The organism is Humisphaera borealis (assembly GCF_015169395.1).
Taxonomy (GTDB): domain Bacteria; phylum Planctomycetota; class Phycisphaerae; order Tepidisphaerales; family Tepidisphaeraceae; genus Humisphaera; species Humisphaera borealis.
Genome location: NZ_CP063458.1, coordinates 3871032 through 3887343 on the forward strand (window position 1 = coordinate 3871032; position 16312 = coordinate 3887343).

General features: G+C 62.4%; 17 protein-coding genes. 14 read left to right on the top strand and 3 right to left on the bottom strand.

Translation table 11 applies throughout. The annotated features are described in order from the left end of the window. The first annotated feature begins 85 nt into the window (after positions 1 to 85). The gene (locus IPV69_RS14410; RefSeq protein ID WP_206290384.1) at positions 86 to 859 is read left to right on the top strand and encodes a HEAT repeat domain-containing protein; all 774 of its coding nucleotides are present in this window, start codon (positions 86 to 88) and stop codon (positions 857 to 859) included. 118 nt (positions 860 to 977) lie between these two features. Here the strand turns inward: IPV69_RS14410 and IPV69_RS14415 are convergent, their stop codons facing one another. Further along, on the bottom strand, positions 978 to 2033 hold the full coding sequence (locus IPV69_RS14415; RefSeq protein ID WP_206290385.1) for a transaldolase family protein: 1056 nt from the start codon (positions 2031 to 2033) through the stop codon (positions 978 to 980). A gap of 238 nt (positions 2034 to 2271) precedes the next feature. Between IPV69_RS14415 and IPV69_RS14420 the strand changes: the two genes are divergently transcribed. The 8 genes from IPV69_RS14420 to IPV69_RS14455 all read left to right on the top strand — a co-directional run bounded on the left by IPV69_RS14420 (position 2272) and on the right by IPV69_RS14455 (position 8606). Continuing rightward, a complete protein-coding gene (locus tag IPV69_RS14420) occupies positions 2272 to 2589 on the top strand; it encodes a HEAT repeat domain-containing protein (protein WP_206290386.1) in 318 nt (105 codons plus the stop codon). Between the two features lie 36 nt (positions 2590 to 2625). Beyond that, the gene (locus IPV69_RS14425) at positions 2626 to 3126 is read left to right on the top strand and encodes an ATP-binding protein (RefSeq protein WP_206290387.1); all 501 of its coding nucleotides are present in this window, start codon (positions 2626 to 2628) and stop codon (positions 3124 to 3126) included. Between the two features lie 72 nt (positions 3127 to 3198). Beyond that, a complete protein-coding gene (locus IPV69_RS14430) occupies positions 3199 to 3558 on the top strand; it encodes an STAS domain-containing protein (protein WP_206290388.1) in 360 nt (119 codons plus the stop codon). Positions 3559 to 3717: 159 nt separating this feature from the next. Then, positions 3718 to 4479 carry an MlaE family ABC transporter permease gene (locus tag IPV69_RS14435; RefSeq protein ID WP_206290389.1) on the top strand — a complete coding sequence of 254 codons (762 nt, stop codon included), beginning with the start codon at positions 3718 to 3720 and terminating at the stop codon, positions 4477 to 4479. A gap of 99 nt (positions 4480 to 4578) precedes the next feature. Then, positions 4579 to 5400, top strand: a complete 822-nt coding sequence (locus IPV69_RS14440) for an ABC transporter ATP-binding protein (protein WP_206290390.1) — start codon at positions 4579 to 4581, stop codon at positions 5398 to 5400. A 102-nt stretch (positions 5401 to 5502) separates the two neighbouring features. Further along, positions 5503 to 6705, top strand: a complete 1203-nt coding sequence (locus IPV69_RS14445) for an MlaD family protein (protein WP_206290391.1) — start codon at positions 5503 to 5505, stop codon at positions 6703 to 6705. 70 nt (positions 6706 to 6775) lie between these two features. Further along, a complete protein-coding gene (locus tag IPV69_RS14450) occupies positions 6776 to 7522 on the top strand; it encodes a putative signal transducing protein (protein ID WP_206290392.1) in 747 nt (248 codons plus the stop codon). Positions 7523 to 7595: 73 nt separating this feature from the next. Beyond that, positions 7596 to 8606 (top strand): NAD(P)H-dependent glycerol-3-phosphate dehydrogenase, encoded by a 1011-nt coding sequence (locus IPV69_RS14455; protein ID WP_206290393.1) that lies wholly within the window; start codon positions 7596 to 7598, stop codon positions 8604 to 8606. A 156-nt stretch (positions 8607 to 8762) separates the two neighbouring features. Here the strand turns inward: IPV69_RS14455 and IPV69_RS14460 are convergent, their stop codons facing one another. Beyond that, a complete protein-coding gene (locus tag IPV69_RS14460; RefSeq protein WP_206290394.1) occupies positions 8763 to 9644 on the bottom strand; it encodes a transglutaminase family protein in 882 nt (293 codons plus the stop codon). A 115-nt stretch (positions 9645 to 9759) separates the two neighbouring features. Between IPV69_RS14460 and IPV69_RS14465 the strand changes: the two genes are divergently transcribed. The 5 genes from IPV69_RS14465 (at position 9760) to IPV69_RS14485 (ending at position 15468) form a co-directional block, all read left to right on the top strand. Beyond that, the gene (locus IPV69_RS14465; protein ID WP_206290395.1) at positions 9760 to 10578 is read left to right on the top strand and encodes a TrmH family RNA methyltransferase; all 819 of its coding nucleotides are present in this window, start codon (positions 9760 to 9762) and stop codon (positions 10576 to 10578) included. 970 nt (positions 10579 to 11548) lie between these two features. Then, a complete protein-coding gene (locus tag IPV69_RS14470; protein ID WP_261361970.1) occupies positions 11549 to 12439 on the top strand; it encodes an XRE family transcriptional regulator in 891 nt (296 codons plus the stop codon). Positions 12440 to 12476: 37 nt separating this feature from the next. Further along, the gene (locus IPV69_RS14475; protein WP_206290397.1) at positions 12477 to 13268 is read left to right on the top strand and encodes a class I SAM-dependent methyltransferase; all 792 of its coding nucleotides are present in this window, start codon (positions 12477 to 12479) and stop codon (positions 13266 to 13268) included. 336 nt (positions 13269 to 13604) lie between these two features. Further along, positions 13605 to 14276, top strand: a complete 672-nt coding sequence (tmk, locus tag IPV69_RS14480) for a dTMP kinase (protein WP_206290398.1) — start codon at positions 13605 to 13607, stop codon at positions 14274 to 14276. A gap of 151 nt (positions 14277 to 14427) precedes the next feature. Further along, positions 14428 to 15468: a DNA polymerase III subunit gene (locus IPV69_RS14485; protein WP_206290399.1), complete on the top strand. Its 1041-nt coding sequence runs from the start codon at positions 14428 to 14430 to the stop codon at positions 15466 to 15468. A 27-nt stretch (positions 15469 to 15495) separates the two neighbouring features. Here the strand turns inward: IPV69_RS14485 and IPV69_RS14490 are convergent, their stop codons facing one another. Beyond that, the gene (locus IPV69_RS14490; protein ID WP_206290400.1) at positions 15496 to 16311 is read right to left on the bottom strand and encodes a 6-pyruvoyl trahydropterin synthase family protein; all 816 of its coding nucleotides are present in this window, start codon (positions 16309 to 16311) and stop codon (positions 15496 to 15498) included. Position 16312 lies beyond the last annotated feature (1 nt).

Sequence of the window (16312 nt, forward strand, 5' to 3'; positions counted from 1 at the left end):
GGGCGATAATCAGTGTTCCCATGTGCCGGGTTCACCGATCCGGAGGGAAGATTTGTTTTACTGTCCACGGAAGGATACGAGTTTCATGAAGAAGAAGAGCACCCCCAAGCGTCACACTGCCGCCCCCCGTTCCGCGACCATCGAAGCGCCCGCGACCAAGCCGAGCGTCACCAGCCAGACGGTGACGGCGGGCAAGCCGGAATCGGTTGTTGTGGCAAAGGCGACACCGGAAGTTTCGTCCAAGGCGACGAAAACCGAAGTCTCCCCGACGACGGACTCGAACCCGGCGGTCTCAGCCGTTACCATGACGGCACCAGCCGACGCGGTCGAGAAGATGCCGGCGGAGCAATCCGCCGATTCAGTCATGGCAAACACCACTCCCACTGCCGCCCTGGTCAATTCACTCCGCGATACATCGGCCGACGTCGCCAGCGAGGCAGCCGCCGCGCTCGGGGCAACGGGTGATCACTCCGCGGTCAAGCCACTGTCCGATGTCATCGCCAACGCCGACGGCTACTACCACCCGGTCGTCCGCGCCGCTGCGGCGACGAGCCTCGGTAAGCTCGGTGACACGAAGGCTGTCCCAGCACTGATCGCCGGAATCCGTGATGAGATGGCCGAAGCGTCGGCCGAATCGATTCGCGCCCTGGCCGCGATCGGCGATGCCCGCGCCGTCGCGCCGCTGGTTGAAGTCGTCCGCAACGCCGAGGGATTCTATCTGTCCTTCGTCCGTCGCGCGGCCGTCATGGCCCTGGTGAAGCTCGGCGGTCCCGAAGCGACCACCATGCTCCGCGTTGTCGCCGACAACTTCGACGAAGACCCGGTCATCCGTCAGGTCGCCGTTGACGCGCTGGCCTGAGCGCACGCCGCAGTTGATTGAAAACAAAAAGCCCCGTGTTCGAGCGACTTCGCTTCGAACACGGGGCTTTGTCTTTTTCTTGATCCCGGACACTTGGCGTCGATACGCTTCGGCCCGACTACTTCGCGGAACTCAGCAACTCCCGCTTCAGCTTGATCAGCTTCAGCAACGCCACCTGTGGCTCGGCGAACTTCGATGTGCCTTCTTCCATCAGCTTGGCTTCCATTTTGGCGATGTTCACCTTCGCATCGATCTCGTCCTGAATCTCCTGCGAAGGAAGCTTATCGACCTGACGGGTGAACAGCTTGTTCATCTGGCGGATCGCGTCGTTCGTCGCCGGCGGGTTGGTCTGAATGTCACTCCCGGCCAGCGCGGCGACGTACTTGTCTTTCGGATCTTCGGGCTTCTTGGTGCCAGTGCTGGCGAAGATGATCTCCTGCTGAAGCGGGAGCTTCTTGTCCGCCCAGAATGCCTGGTTCAGCGCCCAGAGCCGTTTGACGTTCAGGATGCCGACCTGTCCCTGTGCAGCGGGGGAGAGCTCGGGGACGTACTTCTCGGTGTAGACGTCCACACGGCTGACGAAAATGCTGTACACGCTCTTGAACTTGCTCAGCCCCTCTTTGCGACGTTGAGCGCCGCGCCAGACGTTGTCGCGGGCGATCTTGTACTGCCGCTCGGAGAAAATCAGCGTGACGTTGAGTGTGATTCCCGCCGCCGCAAGCTCTTCGAGGCAACCGAGACCGGCTTCCGTCGCCGGAACCTTGATCATGCGATTCTCATGCCCCGCCGCCCACTTCTTGCCGAGCTCGATGTAACGTCGAATTGCTTCGGCGGTCGGAACGGGGTTGTTGACATCTTCCAGCAGCGGATCGAGTTCGAAGCTCACGTAGCCGTTGTTGCCGTTGGTCTGCTGATAGACGGGATAGAAGACCTCCTGGGCATCGTGGACGAGATGGTCGGTCATCTCCCAGGCAATGTCGGTATCCGATTTGCCTTCGTCGATCAGCTCCTGAATCTCTTCATCCCAGCGACCTGTCTTGAGCAGATCAGAGACGATGATCGGATTGGAGGTCGCTCCGGTGGCACCCCAGCCTCGGTTTTCGGCCACGAGTGTGGGGTCAATGGAATCGAGCCACAGCTTTGTACCGGACGCGATCAGCGCTTTGATGGACATAGGGAAACTTCCTTTCAGCTTGGTTGCACGGGATTGTAGTGCGGCTCGGGGGATAGTGAACCCGTCCGACGACAACAAAAAGTGCAGGAAGCGCGATATCTTGCAGAAGCAGGCCAATCGGCGACGATACGTCGGACGGCCTGACGGGTGATTTCCGCGGCCGGCGATCGAGTCGCGTAAGGGCTATTTGATGTTTCCTCAGCGCAAAGCACGCATCGCTCGTCATGCGGCATACGCGATGACCGCGACCATCGCACTTCTGACGACCGGCTGCGGGCCCGGCTCCGGTCCGACCGTCTCGCTGACCAGCGACGACCCGGCCGGTCGAATCCCGGCGATCAAGGGGGCCGCTCAGCGGAAGGATCAAGCGTCGGTTCCCAAGCTGGTGGAATTGCTTTCCAGCGACGACCCGGCCGAGCGGTTCTACGCGATCGAGGCCCTGCGGCGCATCACGGGTAAAACGATGGGCTACAATTACTATGGCTCGGAACAGGAGCGCGCCCAGGCGATCGATCGATGGAAAGCCTCGATCGCACCGACGACCCAACCCAGGTAGGTTGGCGCGCATGCAACGTTAGTGCCGGAGGAGTCGATGGGCAGTCGACAAGTTCAAGATCCGAAGCCGGCAGTGCCGCCGGACCAGCTTCATTTGCGTGTCAGCAGTGACACCGCTAACCTCGCCGAGGTCCGCCGTGCCGTCGAGTCGTACGCCGGTGCCGCCGGCTTCGACGAAGCGGCCGTCGCGGAAATCGGGTTGGTTGTCAATGAGGCGATGGCGAACGTCATCCGGCACGCCTACGGTAATCAGACGGGTCGTCCGATCGAACTGGAAGCCGAGCCCGTTAGTGAGCCCCATCACGGGATTGTCCTTCGACTGCGGATGCGGGATTGGGGCAACGGTATCAGCCCGGAGGATGTCCCTGTTCGCGGTTATGTCCCGGGCGAGCCGGGCGGCCTCGGGCTGGTTTGCCTGAAGCAGATGATGGACAGCGTCGAATACAGCCCCCAGCCCGATGGAATGCTACTGACCATGACCAAGCGACGAGCAAAAGGTGAGTCGGCAAAGAGTGAGTCGATGCCGTCAGGCGAGTAGAATCGGCTTGGGAACGCAGACGATGCAACAAGATGGGGGTTGGTCGACGAACGGCCCCGCACGGAGATTCGAATGAGTGAGTTGCGTACCAGCACTGAAATGGTCCCGTCCGCACGCGTGGAGGGCGATGCGCTGGTGCTTAGCGTTCGCGGCGAGATCGATCTTCACAACAGCCCCGAACTCCGCACCGAAGTCCTTGATCTGCTCAACAAGCAGTCCCCCAAGCGACTGATTCTGAATCTCGGACAGGTCCCCTACATGGACAGCAGCGCGATCGCCGTCCTGGTCGAATCGTTGCAGAAGGTTCGCAAGTCCGGCGGGCGCGTGCTTCTCACCGACCTGCAGCCCCGCGTCAAAAGCCTTCTGGAAATCGCGAGACTGGGCAGCATCTTTGTCATTTGTAAGGACGAGGCCGAAGCGTTGACGAAGTAGAGGGGTAACGACCAGGGCTGACGGATGAAGGATGAAACCATAATCGAAGCCCGAAGGGTTCAGGCAGACGAGGCCCGCGGGGCCGCATCACCCCCTTCTTCCGTCGGAACGCACCCCCTGCTTCGTCCAGTCGTCGCCGTCGGCTCGGCCGCGGTCGGCATGCTAGAGTTCATCGGTCAGGTGGGGTTCCTGTTCGGCGATGCGATGCGTTCGGCCCCCCGTGGTCTGGTGTCCGGTCGCGGGCGTCGCCTGGGCTGGCAGAACCTCTGGGCCCAGATGGTTCGCGTCGGCGTCAAGGCGGTACCGATCGTCATGCTGGTGCTCTTCTGCATCGGCGCTATTCTCGCCCTTCAGATGGCCCCGGTCCTTAAAGGCTACGGCGCCGTCGACCGAACCGCCGATATCATTTCAATCGCCGTCTTTCGCGAGCTCGGACCGCTCGTCGCCGCCGTGGTGCTGACGGGTTTCGCCGGTGCCAGCATCGCCGCCGAGCTGGGCAGCATGGTCGTTTCGGAGGAAATCGAAGCACTCGAAGCCCAGGCGATCAGCCCGGTCCGTTTCCTGGTGCTGCCCCGCGTCATCGGCACCACCATCATGATGGTCTGCGTCGCTGTCGTCGCCGATCTGACCGGCGTGCTCGGCGGAATGGTCGTCGGGCAGGCGTTCCTCGGCATCGAACCTCGCAAATACATCACGTACACCTTCGAAGCTATCAAGATACGAGACTTCGTGACCGGCCTGGTGAAGGCAGGTGTGTTCGGAATGCTGATCAGCAGCCTGGCGTGTCACCTGGGGCTTAGCGTGACCGGCGGCGCACAAGGCGTCGGTGCCGCCACGACTCGAACCGTCGTCCTGACCATTGTCGCGCTGATCATCGTCGACCTGATGTTCACCGCCGTCTTCTACGCCATCGGATGGTGAGAAGAGAGTGCTGAGTTGAACGTGCCGAGCGCTGAGTGACAGACTCAACCCCGGCTGTCCTCGACTCAGCACTCAGTACTTTCGACGCAGCACTTTAAGATGTCAGACACCGCCATCCATGTCGCCTCGGTCACCAAACGCTTCAGCGGCCGGGTGATCCTCGACCGGATCGATCTGAAGGTCGAGCGTGGCGAAACGCTGGTCATTCTTGGCGGCTCGGGGTCGGGCAAGTCCACGCTGCTGCGTCTGATGATGGGAAACATCCGGCCCGACGAAGGAGACATCCTCGTCCATCCCCCCGGCCAGGAGCCGCCCAAGAGCCTGCGATCGCTGACCCCTGTCGAACTGGACGACTACCGTAAATCGATCGGCGTGCTTTTCCAGAGCGGGGCGTTGTTCAACTCGATGACCGTTGCCGACAACGTCGCCCTGCCGCTTCGAGAGCACACCGACCTGCCCGACGAGACCATCGAGATCATGGTCAAGATCAAGCTCGAGCTTGTCGGCCTGCGCGAGCACGCCGACAAAATGCCCGCAATGCTGTCCGGCGGCATGAAGAAGCGCGCCGGACTGGCCCGGGCGTTGTCGCTCGACCCTCGGGCGCTGTTCTATGACGAGCCATCCGCCGGACTCGATCCTGTGACCAGCGCCGAGATCGACCAGCTCATTATCGATCTGAACAAGCAGCTCGGGGTGACCAGTGTCGTCGTGACACACGAGATGGATTCGGCGTTCCGCATCGCCGACCGGATGGTGCTGCTCGACCGCGGCAAGTTCATCGTTTCCGGCACGCCCGACGAGATGCGCAACAGTACGGACCCCCTGGTCAGGCAATTCGTGCACGGCCTGACCGAAGGCCCCCTGACCGACCGCCGCCGCGGCGGAGCCTATGAGGTCGATCTGCTGGGAAGCGATATTTGAGGAAGGAGCCCGGACCTGGAAGTCAGATGTCGAAACGCAGACGGCCAGTGATGGTCTTTGGCTTTTGACGACTGGCTTCTCGCTCCTGACTCCTCAACACCTATGAATAAAGAACGTAACGCCCTTCGCGCAGGCCTGTTCATCGTGGTGTCAACGGTGCTGATCGCCGTCGTGATCGTTTCGATCAAGGGTGCCGGCCGATTCACCGAAGGCAGGTCCACGCGCACTGTATCGTTCAAGCTCTCCGACGACCTCGGTGGACTTCGCATCGGCGACGACGTTCGGGTGGGCGGCTGGAAGGTCGGCTCGGTCCAGACCATCGAAGCAGTGGGGCTGGAGGGTGCCGACCCGCGACTGCAGGTCACATTCACCGTCCCGGCCCGCTTCAAGCTGAAAGAAGCCGCCCGAATCGGCATTCAGACCACGCTCACCGGGGCTACCGCGCTGAACATCGACCACCTGGGTGCCGGTAAGGAATACGCCGAGTCCGACATGATTCCCGGCCGACCGGACCCCAAGTCGGCACTGTTTGCGAGCCTGGGAGAGGCCGGCCCGGACCTCGCCGCGACGATGAAAGACGCCCGTCTCGCCGCCGCCGACATCCGCGGCATGACCATCCCCAAGGCTAACGCCGCCCTGGACAGCTTTAAAGGCACAGGCGATTCGGCGACCGCGCTCGTGACCGATGTGAAGGGGCAGATCCCGCCGATCGTCGAGAAGTACAACGGCGTTACCGACAAAACCGGCGCGATGATGCAGAGCATCACCGACATGATCGGCCCCAGCTCGACCGATTGGAAAGGCCTGATGGCCAACCTCAACAAGGCGAGCGGTTCGATCAACGAGAAACTGCCGGCGATGCTTGAGAAGCTCGACACCACGCTCGCCAGCGCACAAACCGCACTCGAAGACGTCAAGAAAACGGTCGCGAATACCACGGAGATGACCGCCTCGCTGAAGCAGATCATCGGCCGGAACGAGAGCAAGTTGGAAGGCATCATCGTGAGTCTCAAGACCACCGGCGATAACCTCCAGGCCGCCAGCGCCGAGATCCGCCGCAGCCCCTGGCGGCTGCTCTACAAGCCCGCCGCCAACGAAGTCGCGAACCTGAACGTCTACGACTCTGCGCGCCAGTTCGCCGAAGGTGCCAACGACCTGAACGACGCCGCAACCGCACTTCGCGACGCCCTGAAGACCGGCGGCGCCAGCCCGCAGGAAATCCAGGGCATGATCGATCGGCTGGAGAAGAGCTTCACCGGCTTCCGCGAGGTGGAAGGCAAGCTCTGGACAGAAGTGAAGAATTAAGCTCTTGCGCAGAAGTTATGGTTGCGCCACGCCCACGCCGTCCTGTCATGCAAGCGGCTATACTCGTGACATGACCACACCCGAGGGCAAAGACGCGTCCAAGCCGTCACCACCCCCAACGCTCTCGTATGCGTCTGCCGGCATGGCGGCAAACGCCGGCGACAATCTTGTCACGATCGAGAAGTGCGCCAACGTGCAGGAAGCCGCGATGCGGGTCAATGTGCTGGAGGCGGCTGGCATTCATGCGGTCGCCGTCAACGAAAACGTCCAGAGCCTGGGCCTCCAGTTTGCCGCACTCGTCCCCGTCGAAGTGCAGGTCCGCCAGGAGGACGAATCCCGCGCCCGCGAAGTTCTGCGCGTCGCGACCTCTGACGACGTCGAGCCGGCCGATGACCAACCCCAGACGCTCCCGGCGACGGAAACAGACGGCGTGCCGATCGAGTTGGCGGAAGTCGCCCGCTTCGACAACATCCGCGCGCTTCGGGAAGCAGCACTGTTGCTCGAATCAGCCCGAATTCGCTCGGTCCCGCCCAAGCTCGTCGTGCGTCAAGGCGAAGCGGGTGTCGGCAAGCGTTTTAAGCTGCTCGTCCCCGCGGACGACGCCGACCGCGCGATGGAGATTCTGGCGGACCTCGACGAAGACACCGACGAAGAAGAACTTCGCTGCCCGAAATGTGGTTCCTGGAAGATCTACCCCGTGGGTCAACTCGCCGCGACGGTCAAATGGTTTCTGCGAATGGGGGACAAGCCGGTGGAGATGTCGGACTGCCTGGAATGCAAGTATCGCGGAGTGAAGGCCGAGTTCGAACGCGCGTGATGTAGAGCTCGGCTCCAACCGGTTGCGATCCGTCGCTTGCCATCGGCTGGTCGGCGGCTACAACCTCCGACGCATGCCTGAACAAATCACCATTCTCGGCGACGGCGCCATGGCGACCGTCTGCTCGATCCTGCTCAAAAGCGGCGGGCACGGCGTTACGATGTGGGGCGCGTTCGAAGAATCGATCGAACGCCTCCTCCAGGATCGCGAACAGCGCAAGCTTCTGCCGGGTGTCCGAATCCCCAAAGAGGTCCGACTGACGGCCAACGACGCCGACGCCTTCGCCGGGGCGACGATGGTTCTCTCGGCGATCCCGACACAGTACATGCGGTCGGCTTGGGCTCGCCTTAAACCGCATGTGCCTGCTGGTGTGCCGGTCGTGACGGTGGCCAAGGGAATCGAGAACGGCACACTGCTCCGGCCGACGCAGATCATCGCCGATGCCCTTGGCGGGTGGACGCGCAATCCGCTGGCGGCACTATCCGGCCCGAACATCGCCGCCGAGATTGCCAAGTATCTGCCGGCGACTGCCGTCGCCGGGGCGGACGACGAAGCCCTTGCCCGCCGCGTGCAATCGGTCTTCTCGACGCAGTGGTTCCGCGTCTATACCAACGACGACATCACCGGCGTCGAACTGGCGGGCGCGACGAAGAACGTCATCGCGATTGCCGCCGGCATCCTGGAAGGCCTCGCCGCCGGCAACAACGCCAAGGCGGCCCTGGTAACGCGCGGGATCGTCGAGATCACCCGGCTGGGCGTGGCGATGGGCGCCAAGGCAGCCACCTTCGCAGGCCTGGCCGGGCTGGGAGACCTGATCACCACCTGTTTCAGCCCCGACAGCCGAAACCGCACCGTCGGCGAGCGCATCGGCAAAGGTCAGAAGCTCGAGCAAATCCTGGCAACAATGGACAGCGTCGCCGAAGGCGTGCCCACGACCCGCAGCGTGATGCAGCTCGCCCGCCGGCACAACGTGGACATGCCGATTACCGAAGGCGTTCACGCCGTACTGTTCGAAGGAAGAGATGCGATCGACGCACTGACGGGGCTGATGACGCGCGAGCCGAAACCGGAATGGGGAGAGTGAGGATGAAATGACGAATGACGAAATTCGAATGGCGAATGAAGCTCCAATTGCAAATGACCAAGATTGGTTTCGGTCATTTGAACATTCGGAGTTCGAGCTTCATTCGCCATTCGAATTTCGTCATTCGTCATTGCGCGATCGTGAGTTCCGTCGCGATTACTCCGCCGCAATCGGCTCCACATCCACCGCCACCGTCAGCGCATGGCCCTGCCCGCCGACGATGACGCCTTTGACGGGGCTGATGTCTTCGTAGTCGCGGGCCCAGCCGACGGTGATGTGTTCGTACGACGGGATGCAGCCGTTGGTCGGATCGAAGTCGACCCAGCCGTAGTCGGGGAAGAAGACCGACACCCAGGCATGAGACGCGTCGGCCCCGACGAGCCGCGGCTTACCCGGAGGCGGATGAGTGACCAGGTAGCCACTCACGTAACGCGCCGCCAATCCGAGCGACCGAATCGAGCCGATCATCAGGTGGGCAAAGTCCTGGCAGACCCCATGGCGATGCTTGAGCACATCAAGCACAGGCGTGCCGATGGTCGTCACGGTGGAATCGAACTTGAAGCCGCTGTGGATCCGTTCGCTGAGTTCTTCGACCGCGTCCCAGGTGGATCGCCCGGGCGTAAAGCTGGTCGCCGCGAACGCCGCCAGGTCTGGGTGCCGCGGTATATGAGGCGAATCGAAGGTGTACTGGCGTGCGTCCAGAAACGCAGGTTCCAGTCGCCGGCGGATCTGCTGAGCCACCTCTTCCCAAGCCGGCCAGCGGAACAACTCCGGCGGTTGAAACGGGCGTACGTCCACTTCGCTCTTGCTTTCGATGCGCAGGTGGTCGTGTGGCTCCTGCAAGGTCAGCGATGTGACATGGTTGCCGTAGAAATCCAGCCGATCCCGCCGAGACGCCGGCTCGGGCGTGATGTTGATGCAGGTCGACAGGCAGGTCTGCCGATCGGTGTCGCGCGGCTGCAAATGCACCACGTTATGACAAAGCGGTACCTGCTCGTCGTACGTGTACTCGGTGATGTGGCGGATGCGATGACGCATGAATGGCTTGGATTTAGCGATCCCCACATCATAGTCGAGACGGACGGCAGACGGTAATTTTGAGCCGACCCGCGTCCATCGATCGCGCCGATCTGTCGGTGTTTCCATCGCCTTTATGCCATCATCGCCCATTCACATCGATTCTCTCGACGATCCGCGCGTCCGGCATTATCGGAAGCTCAAGGACAAGGTTCTCGACCGCGAGGGGCAGCTCTTCATCGCCGAAGGGGAAAATGTCGTGCGACGGCTTCTTGCGAGCGATTACCAGACCCTGTCCGTCTTCGTCGCCGAGCCGCGCGTCGCGGGCATCGCCGATGTCGTGCCGGCCCAGGTGCCGCTCTACGCCGCTTCGCCGGCGCTGATGGAGCAGGTCATCGGTTTCGATTTTCACACCGGGGTGATCGCTTGCGGCCGGCGGAAACCTGCGATGTCGCTGGACCAGGTCATTGCCAAGGACAAACCGAATCTGCTGCTGGTCGTCTGCGGCGAAATTGCCAACGCCGAGAACCTCGGCTCGCTCGTCCGCCTGTCGGCCGGCTTCGGGGCCGACGCCATGGTGCTGGGCGAGCGCTGCCACGACCCGTTCTGGCGGCAGTCGGTGCGGGTGTCGATGGGGACGATCTTCAAGATGCCCATCGTGCGATCCCAGAATCTGGTGGCCGACATCGGCCGGCTGCAACGGGAATGGGGTGTGGAAGTCGCGGCCACGGTGCTTGACCCCGCCGCCGAGCGCATCGCCGAGGCTCGCCGACCGCGAAAGTTTGCGATCGCATTCGGAAACGAGGCGCACGGCCTGACCGGCGAAGAGATCGCGGCGTGCGACCGGAAGGTGACGATCCCCATGGACCTCGGCACCGACAGCCTGAACGTGTCGATCGCGGCGGGGATCTTTCTGTATCACTTCACACAGGTTGTCGGGTTGGGGAAGGCGTGAGAGAGAGAGAGATCACCACGGAGTCACGGAGACACGGAGGGTACCTCGACTACAGGTCAACTCGCCGAACGGAGCGTAGAACCACAGATGCACACAGATCTGCACAGATCATTCAGAATCGTTTGACTGCCATCTGTGCAGATCTGTGTGCATCTGTGGTTCTACATCTCTGGTCAATCAGGCGAAGCTGCCGTGGTCGAGTTGCCCTCCGTGTCTCCGTGCCTCCGTGGTGATCTCTGTTTTTCGTGAAAAGAAAAAGGCCGCACGGTGGAGGGTAGTACCGTGCGGCCTGGCGGAGGAGGAAACGAGGCTTGTAGATCCCACTCTGCGGTGGGGTTTCATTCAAATGTAGTGGACGTTGCCTGAGGCTCTTCGGTGTTGCTTGATTGCTGGTTTGGTATCTGGAGCAACCCTCGGGTGAGGGGTCGCCCGACCGACCGCCGGTCGGGCGACTCCGCCCGTGGGAACCAACCGCGCTCCTATTGAACCGCGACACTCGCGTGTCACGCGGCCGCCACCGTGACGGCCTCGCTTAGCCCTATTGCGAAGGTTGTGCCACGTCGGGAAATTTTCTCTGCGACTTTCTGAGATCCTTCGAAAACGCAGGGAATTCCGATGTTTTGAAGTGAATTCTGGAAAACCCCGCGGCGACATTCTGTTTGTTCGCCCCTTTCAACTCTGCCCACTTCGGCGTCAGAGCCGGTCGATGATGCGCGCCTTCTCGGCAGTAGCGCGCACAGACTGCGCAGCTTGCCAAGGGAGACAAAAGTTTGTGTTGACACGACAACACCTTGTTAGGTATATGTAAGAATGCCGACAGGGGTGCCCGCCCGAGCGAAACCCTCTGACAAAGAACGGATATGGAGCCACAGATGCACACAGATCGGCACGGATCAGAACCCATGCACGCTTTCCCCGGCGACCTCGCAAGAGCTTGGTGATCCTTTCTTGCGTTTCAGAATTGTGATCGATGGCGACGACTTCCAAACATTCTCTGGGCACCAGAATCCGCCGGGCCCGGCTTCGAGTCGTCATGACGCTCGATGAGCTGGCACGATCCGCCGGGATCTCCAAGGCGTATCTGTCACTCATTGAGACCGGCCGCGTGACGAATCCGCCGAGTGACGAAAAGCTCAGGCGGATCGAGCAGGCGTTGAATTTTCCCGCTAACGAACTGGTGAGCCAGGCCAACCTGCAGCGCACGCCACGCGACGTGCGCGCGGTCCTGCAGCAACTCATCCGCCAGCGATCGGGCATCGAGAATGGGCCGGGCCGGGCGACCGATGCGTCGCCGGCCGCCGGCTCGCGATCCGGCCCGCTCAATCTGGACGACGCCTATCTCAGCGGCGTGCTCCAAGAGCTGGCCGACCGCTCGACGAGCAACATCGAATCCGTTTCGCTGGGGACGGCTGTCGCTTCGGGCGCGGGGATGGCGTCATCGGTTTCTTCGCCCGCCGTGCCGGTGGTTAATCGCGTGTCGGCCGGCTATCCGAGCGACTTCACCGACCTGTCCTATCCGCCACGCAACGCCGACGCCTACATCACCGCGCCCGGCGTGAACGACCCCGACGCCTTTGCCGCCCGCGTGTCCGGCGACAGCATGAGCCCCAAGTACACCGAGGGAGACATCGTGATCTTCTCCCCCGCGGCGGCATGGAAAGACGGCGCAGACTGTTTCGTTCGCTTCGACGACGGGCAGACCACGTTCAAGCGCGTCTACACCCACCGCGGCGACGACGGCCACGAATCTCTCCGACTCGAGCCGCGCAATGCCCGCTACCCTGCCCGCACCGTTCCGCGCGAACAGGTGGAAGGCGTTTACCGCGCCGTATTCTGCTATCGAACCGTGGAAGAGGAGTGAGGCAGGATTGGCCGTTTCCGCCGCTATGATCGAGCCCATGCCTGATACGCCCGATGCGCCCGACCCCAAGTCCCGCTTCAGCGACCGCGTCGACGCGTACGTCAAACACCGCCCGACCTATCCGCCGGTCGTCCTCGACTTCTTACGCGATACAGGCTTTCTGCGCGACGCCATGACCGTCGCCGACATCGGGTCGGGGACGGGAATCTCATCGGCGCTGTTCGTTCGCGGCGGGTATCAGGTCATCGGGGTCGAGCCCAACGCCGCCATGCGATCCGCGGCCGAGCAGATGCTGGCCGGCGAACGGAACTTCACCAGCGTCGCCGGCTCGGCCGAGGCGACCACGCTCGCCGACGCATCGGTCGATCTCGTCGTCGCCGGCCAGGCGTTCCACTGGTTCGACCGCAAGGCGTTCGCCGCCGAGTGCCGGCGGATCCTCCGGCCTGGCCCAGCCGGCACGCCCGGCGGGGTGTCGCTCTTCTGGAACTCGCGCAAACTCACCGGCTCGCCCTTCGCCGAGCAATACGAAGCCCTGCTCAACACCTTCGGCACCGACTACGCCCGCGTTCGGCACGACGCGATCACCGACACCGAGATCGCCGACTTCTACGCACCGCAATCGGTGCGGACCGCCCGGTTCCCCTTATCGCAGAAGTTTGACTACGCCGGCCTCGAAGGCCGACTGCTCAGCAGCTCCTACACCCCTCCCGCCGGCGACCTGAGACGCACCGATGTCTTGGCTGCACTCAGGGAGATTTTTGATCGGTGCCAGGTCGATGGCCATGTCCTCATGGAGTATTGGACCGAAGTGCATGTGGGCCGGCTGTGAACGCTGGCGCGGCAAAAGCATCAGCACGGAGACGCGGACGGTATCTCGGCTACAGCTCAACTCGCCGAACGAAAAGTAGAACCACAGATGCACACAGATCTGCACAGATCGTTCCGAATCGTTTGATTTCTATCTGTGAAGATCTGTGTGCATCTGTGGTTCTACATCTCTGGTCAATCAGGCGCAGCTACCGGAGTCGAGTTGCCCTCCGTGTCTCCGTGCCTCGGTGGTGCTCTCTCTTTCGGCTGCTCGGAATTTGTTGCACCCGGGCCAACTTGTTCGTCGCGCCGCCGTGTGCCACGCCTTGCCGAATCGCTATACTCGGCTCCGAACGATATGGAGTCACTGCGCGGAAAGTTCATCGTCTTCGACGGCACCGAAGGGTGCGGCAAAAGCACCCAGGCGGCGTTGCTGCGAAGCCGGCTTGCAACCGAAGGCTTCCCGGAGGATGACGTCCTGCTGGTGCGCGACCCGGGCGCGACCCGAATCGGCGAGATGATCCGCCAGATCCTGCTCGACCCCCAGAACAACGAAATGGGCATGCGGTGCGAAATGCTGCTCTACATGGCGGCTCGGGCACAGATGATGCACCAGACGATTCTCCCCGCCCTCGCCGCCGGCAAGCTCGTGCTGTCCGACCGCTTCGTCAGCAGCACGCTGGCATATCAGCTCGGCGGCGACGGGTTGACGGCGGCCGAGATCCGCGCCGTCGCCGGGATTGCGATCAAAGACCGCTGGCCGGACCTAACGGTCATCCTCGACATGCCCGCCGACGCCAGCATGCGGCGGGTCAAGCCCAAGGCGCTGTCGGTCACGCTGTTCGGCGAGGTGCCCGAGATCGTCGACAAAGACCGCATCGAACGTCGCCCGATGGAGTACCACGAGCAGGTCCGCCGAAACTACCTGTCTCAGGTGGACGCCGACCCATCACGGTACCGCGTCATCAATGGCGCGAGAGAGAAAGACATTGTGCATGAGGATGTGTGGCGGGGAGTGCGATCGAAATGACGAATGAAGAAACTCGAATGACGAGTGAAGGCTCAATACTCCATTGAAAAACAGGCAGTCGCTTCGCCATCACTTGCAGGATTAGCCGTATTGGTTGTCGGAGCATTCGAGTTTCATTCGCCATTCGATTTTCGTCATTCGTGATTCAGCCATGAGCACTTTCTCTCACATCTTCGGCCAGTCGGAAGCGATCCACTGGCTCACCCGCAGCTACGCCGCCGACCGGCTGCCGCACGGTCTCATCTTCGCCGGCCCGGCCGGCGTGGGTAAGGCAACCACCGCGCGTGCGATGGGCAAGCTGTTCCTGTGCCAGGCCGTCACCGGAATCGAAGCCTGCGGCAACTGCGAAAGCTGCCACCTGATCGACGCCGGCAACCATCCCGACTACCACGTCGTCACCAAGGAACTCATCCGCTTTCACGACAAGACAGGCAAGAGCAAGGGCATCAGCCTGTCGATCGACGTCGTTCGTCCGGAGCTGATCGAACCCGCCGGGCGGAAGGCCGTCATGGGGCGGGGCAAGGTGTTCGTTGTTGAGCAGGCCGATCTGATGACGGCGCAGGCGCAGAACTCGTTGCTCAAGACGCTCGAAGAGCCCGCCGGGCGCACGCTGATCATGCTGCTGACCGACCAGCCCGATGCCCTGCTCCAGACCATCCGCAGCCGCAGCCAGATGGTGCGTTTCGCGGCACTCGACCAGGCAATTTCTGCGAAGGAACTGGTCCGCCGGGGGGTCGATGCCAATCTCGCCCGCAAAGCCGCCAGCTACGCCAACGGCTCGCTTGGCGTCTCGCTGAAGTGGATCGAAGACGGCGTGATCGAGAAGGCCGACGAGCTGTCGGCGATGATCAACACGCTCTTCACCGGTCGCCCGCCCGATGATCTCCCCGCGTGGCTGAAGGCGTCATCCGATGCCTACGCCAAGAAGCAGGTGGAGCGTGATCCGCTCGGCAGCGAAGACCAGGCCCGCCGCGAAGGCATCGGCTTGTACCTGCACCTGGCCGGCGAAGTCTGCCGCCGGCGGATGGCACAGGTCGCCGACGGCGACACCATCAACGAAGACGCGCTCGAACAGGCCTGTGCAGTCGTCGACGCGCTGCAACGGGCCGAGACGTTCCTGGACGCGAACGTCAACGTGTCGCTCGTCTTCCAGCAACTCGCGGTGACGCTCGACCGCGCGGCGCGCGTTTGATGGCGTGGTCGCTTCAGCGACCATGAGTCACTCTGAATACTCACACGACGTCTTGGGCGTTTCCCATACCGTCACGCTCGCAAGCTTCCCGCGCGAATCCGAAAACCGCGGCTTCAGCAATCGATAGATCGCCCGGGCGATGTTCTCCACGCTGGGGATGACATCCTCGAACTCGGGCAGCTCGACGTTGAGATTCTTGTGGTCGAAACGATCGATCGCGGCCTCGGCAACGATCCGCTCGAACACGGGAACGTCCACCAGCACGCCACCGGCATCAGGCTCGCCAGCAAGCGTCACCTGCACTTCGTAGTTGTGCCCATGGCCATGGGGATTGTTACACTTGCCGAAGGTGTCGCGGTTGGCCTGGTCGCTGAGCGACGGATTATGCAGGCGGTGCGAGGCGGAAAACTCGAACTTCTGGCTCAGACGAACCATGGAATGCTCCGGTCGATCCGGTTGGAAATCCTCTGCCCGGACGGCGTAATGGAGAAAAGGGGACAGTCCCCATTTCAATTGCTCCAGAGTCGCGCCGGGCCAGGCATCACGCAGGATGCCGAAAAGCTCGACAACGACCTGCGCTCCTCCGCCGAACGTCCGCTCGCGGATATGCCGCTCGATCCGCCCGATCGCCAGACGGCGGACGGCGTCGTCGATGTCTTTGATGTTGCGGACGTACTGGCTGGCGGCATCAAGCGCGCCACTGAGGGTGACTTCCAGTGTGAAGTAGTGCCCCAGGCCCGTCAGGCTCGGGAAGCCGCCGTAGGCGTTGCTCGGCCGCCCGGACAGCTGGGCGTCGGGCTGGGCGTTGATGGCGAATCGGACTTCACGGCTCAGGCGGAACATG

Excerpts from the sequence above, each read along its gene's own strand:
- IPV69_RS14450 (WP_206290392.1), top strand. The coding sequence starts at position 6,776 with ATGACCACACCCGAGGGCAAAGACGCGTCCAAGCCGTCACCACCCCCA.
- IPV69_RS14435 (WP_206290389.1), top strand. The coding sequence starts at position 3,718 with ATGCTAGAGTTCATCGGTCAGGTGGGGTTCCTGTTCGGCGATGCGATG.
- tmk (WP_206290398.1), top strand. The coding sequence starts at position 13,605 with ATGGAGTCACTGCGCGGAAAGTTCATCGTCTTCGACGGCACCGAAGGG.
- IPV69_RS14460 (WP_206290394.1), bottom strand. The coding sequence starts at position 9,644 with ATGCGTCATCGCATCCGCCACATCACCGAGTACACGTACGACGAGCAG.
- IPV69_RS14455 (WP_206290393.1), top strand. The coding sequence starts at position 7,596 with ATGCCTGAACAAATCACCATTCTCGGCGACGGCGCCATGGCGACCGTC.
- IPV69_RS14465 (WP_206290395.1), top strand. The coding sequence starts at position 9,760 with ATGCCATCATCGCCCATTCACATCGATTCTCTCGACGATCCGCGCGTC.
- IPV69_RS14490 (WP_206290400.1), bottom strand. The coding sequence starts at position 16,311 with ATGTTCCGCCTGAGCCGTGAAGTCCGATTCGCCATCAACGCCCAGCCC.
- IPV69_RS14430 (WP_206290388.1), top strand. The coding sequence starts at position 3,199 with ATGAGTGAGTTGCGTACCAGCACTGAAATGGTCCCGTCCGCACGCGTG.
- IPV69_RS14440 (WP_206290390.1), top strand. The coding sequence starts at position 4,579 with ATGTCAGACACCGCCATCCATGTCGCCTCGGTCACCAAACGCTTCAGC.
- IPV69_RS14410 (WP_206290384.1), top strand. The coding sequence starts at position 86 with ATGAAGAAGAAGAGCACCCCCAAGCGTCACACTGCCGCCCCCCGTTCC.
- IPV69_RS14425 (WP_206290387.1), top strand. The coding sequence starts at position 2,626 with ATGGGCAGTCGACAAGTTCAAGATCCGAAGCCGGCAGTGCCGCCGGAC.
- IPV69_RS14415 (WP_206290385.1), bottom strand. The coding sequence starts at position 2,033 with ATGTCCATCAAAGCGCTGATCGCGTCCGGTACAAAGCTGTGGCTCGAT.
- IPV69_RS14485 (WP_206290399.1), top strand. The coding sequence starts at position 14,428 with ATGAGCACTTTCTCTCACATCTTCGGCCAGTCGGAAGCGATCCACTGG.
- IPV69_RS14420 (WP_206290386.1), top strand. The coding sequence starts at position 2,272 with ATGACCGCGACCATCGCACTTCTGACGACCGGCTGCGGGCCCGGCTCC.
- IPV69_RS14470 (WP_261361970.1), top strand. The coding sequence starts at position 11,549 with ATGGCGACGACTTCCAAACATTCTCTGGGCACCAGAATCCGCCGGGCC.
- IPV69_RS14445 (WP_206290391.1), top strand. The coding sequence starts at position 5,503 with ATGAATAAAGAACGTAACGCCCTTCGCGCAGGCCTGTTCATCGTGGTG.
- IPV69_RS14475 (WP_206290397.1), top strand. The coding sequence starts at position 12,477 with ATGCCTGATACGCCCGATGCGCCCGACCCCAAGTCCCGCTTCAGCGAC.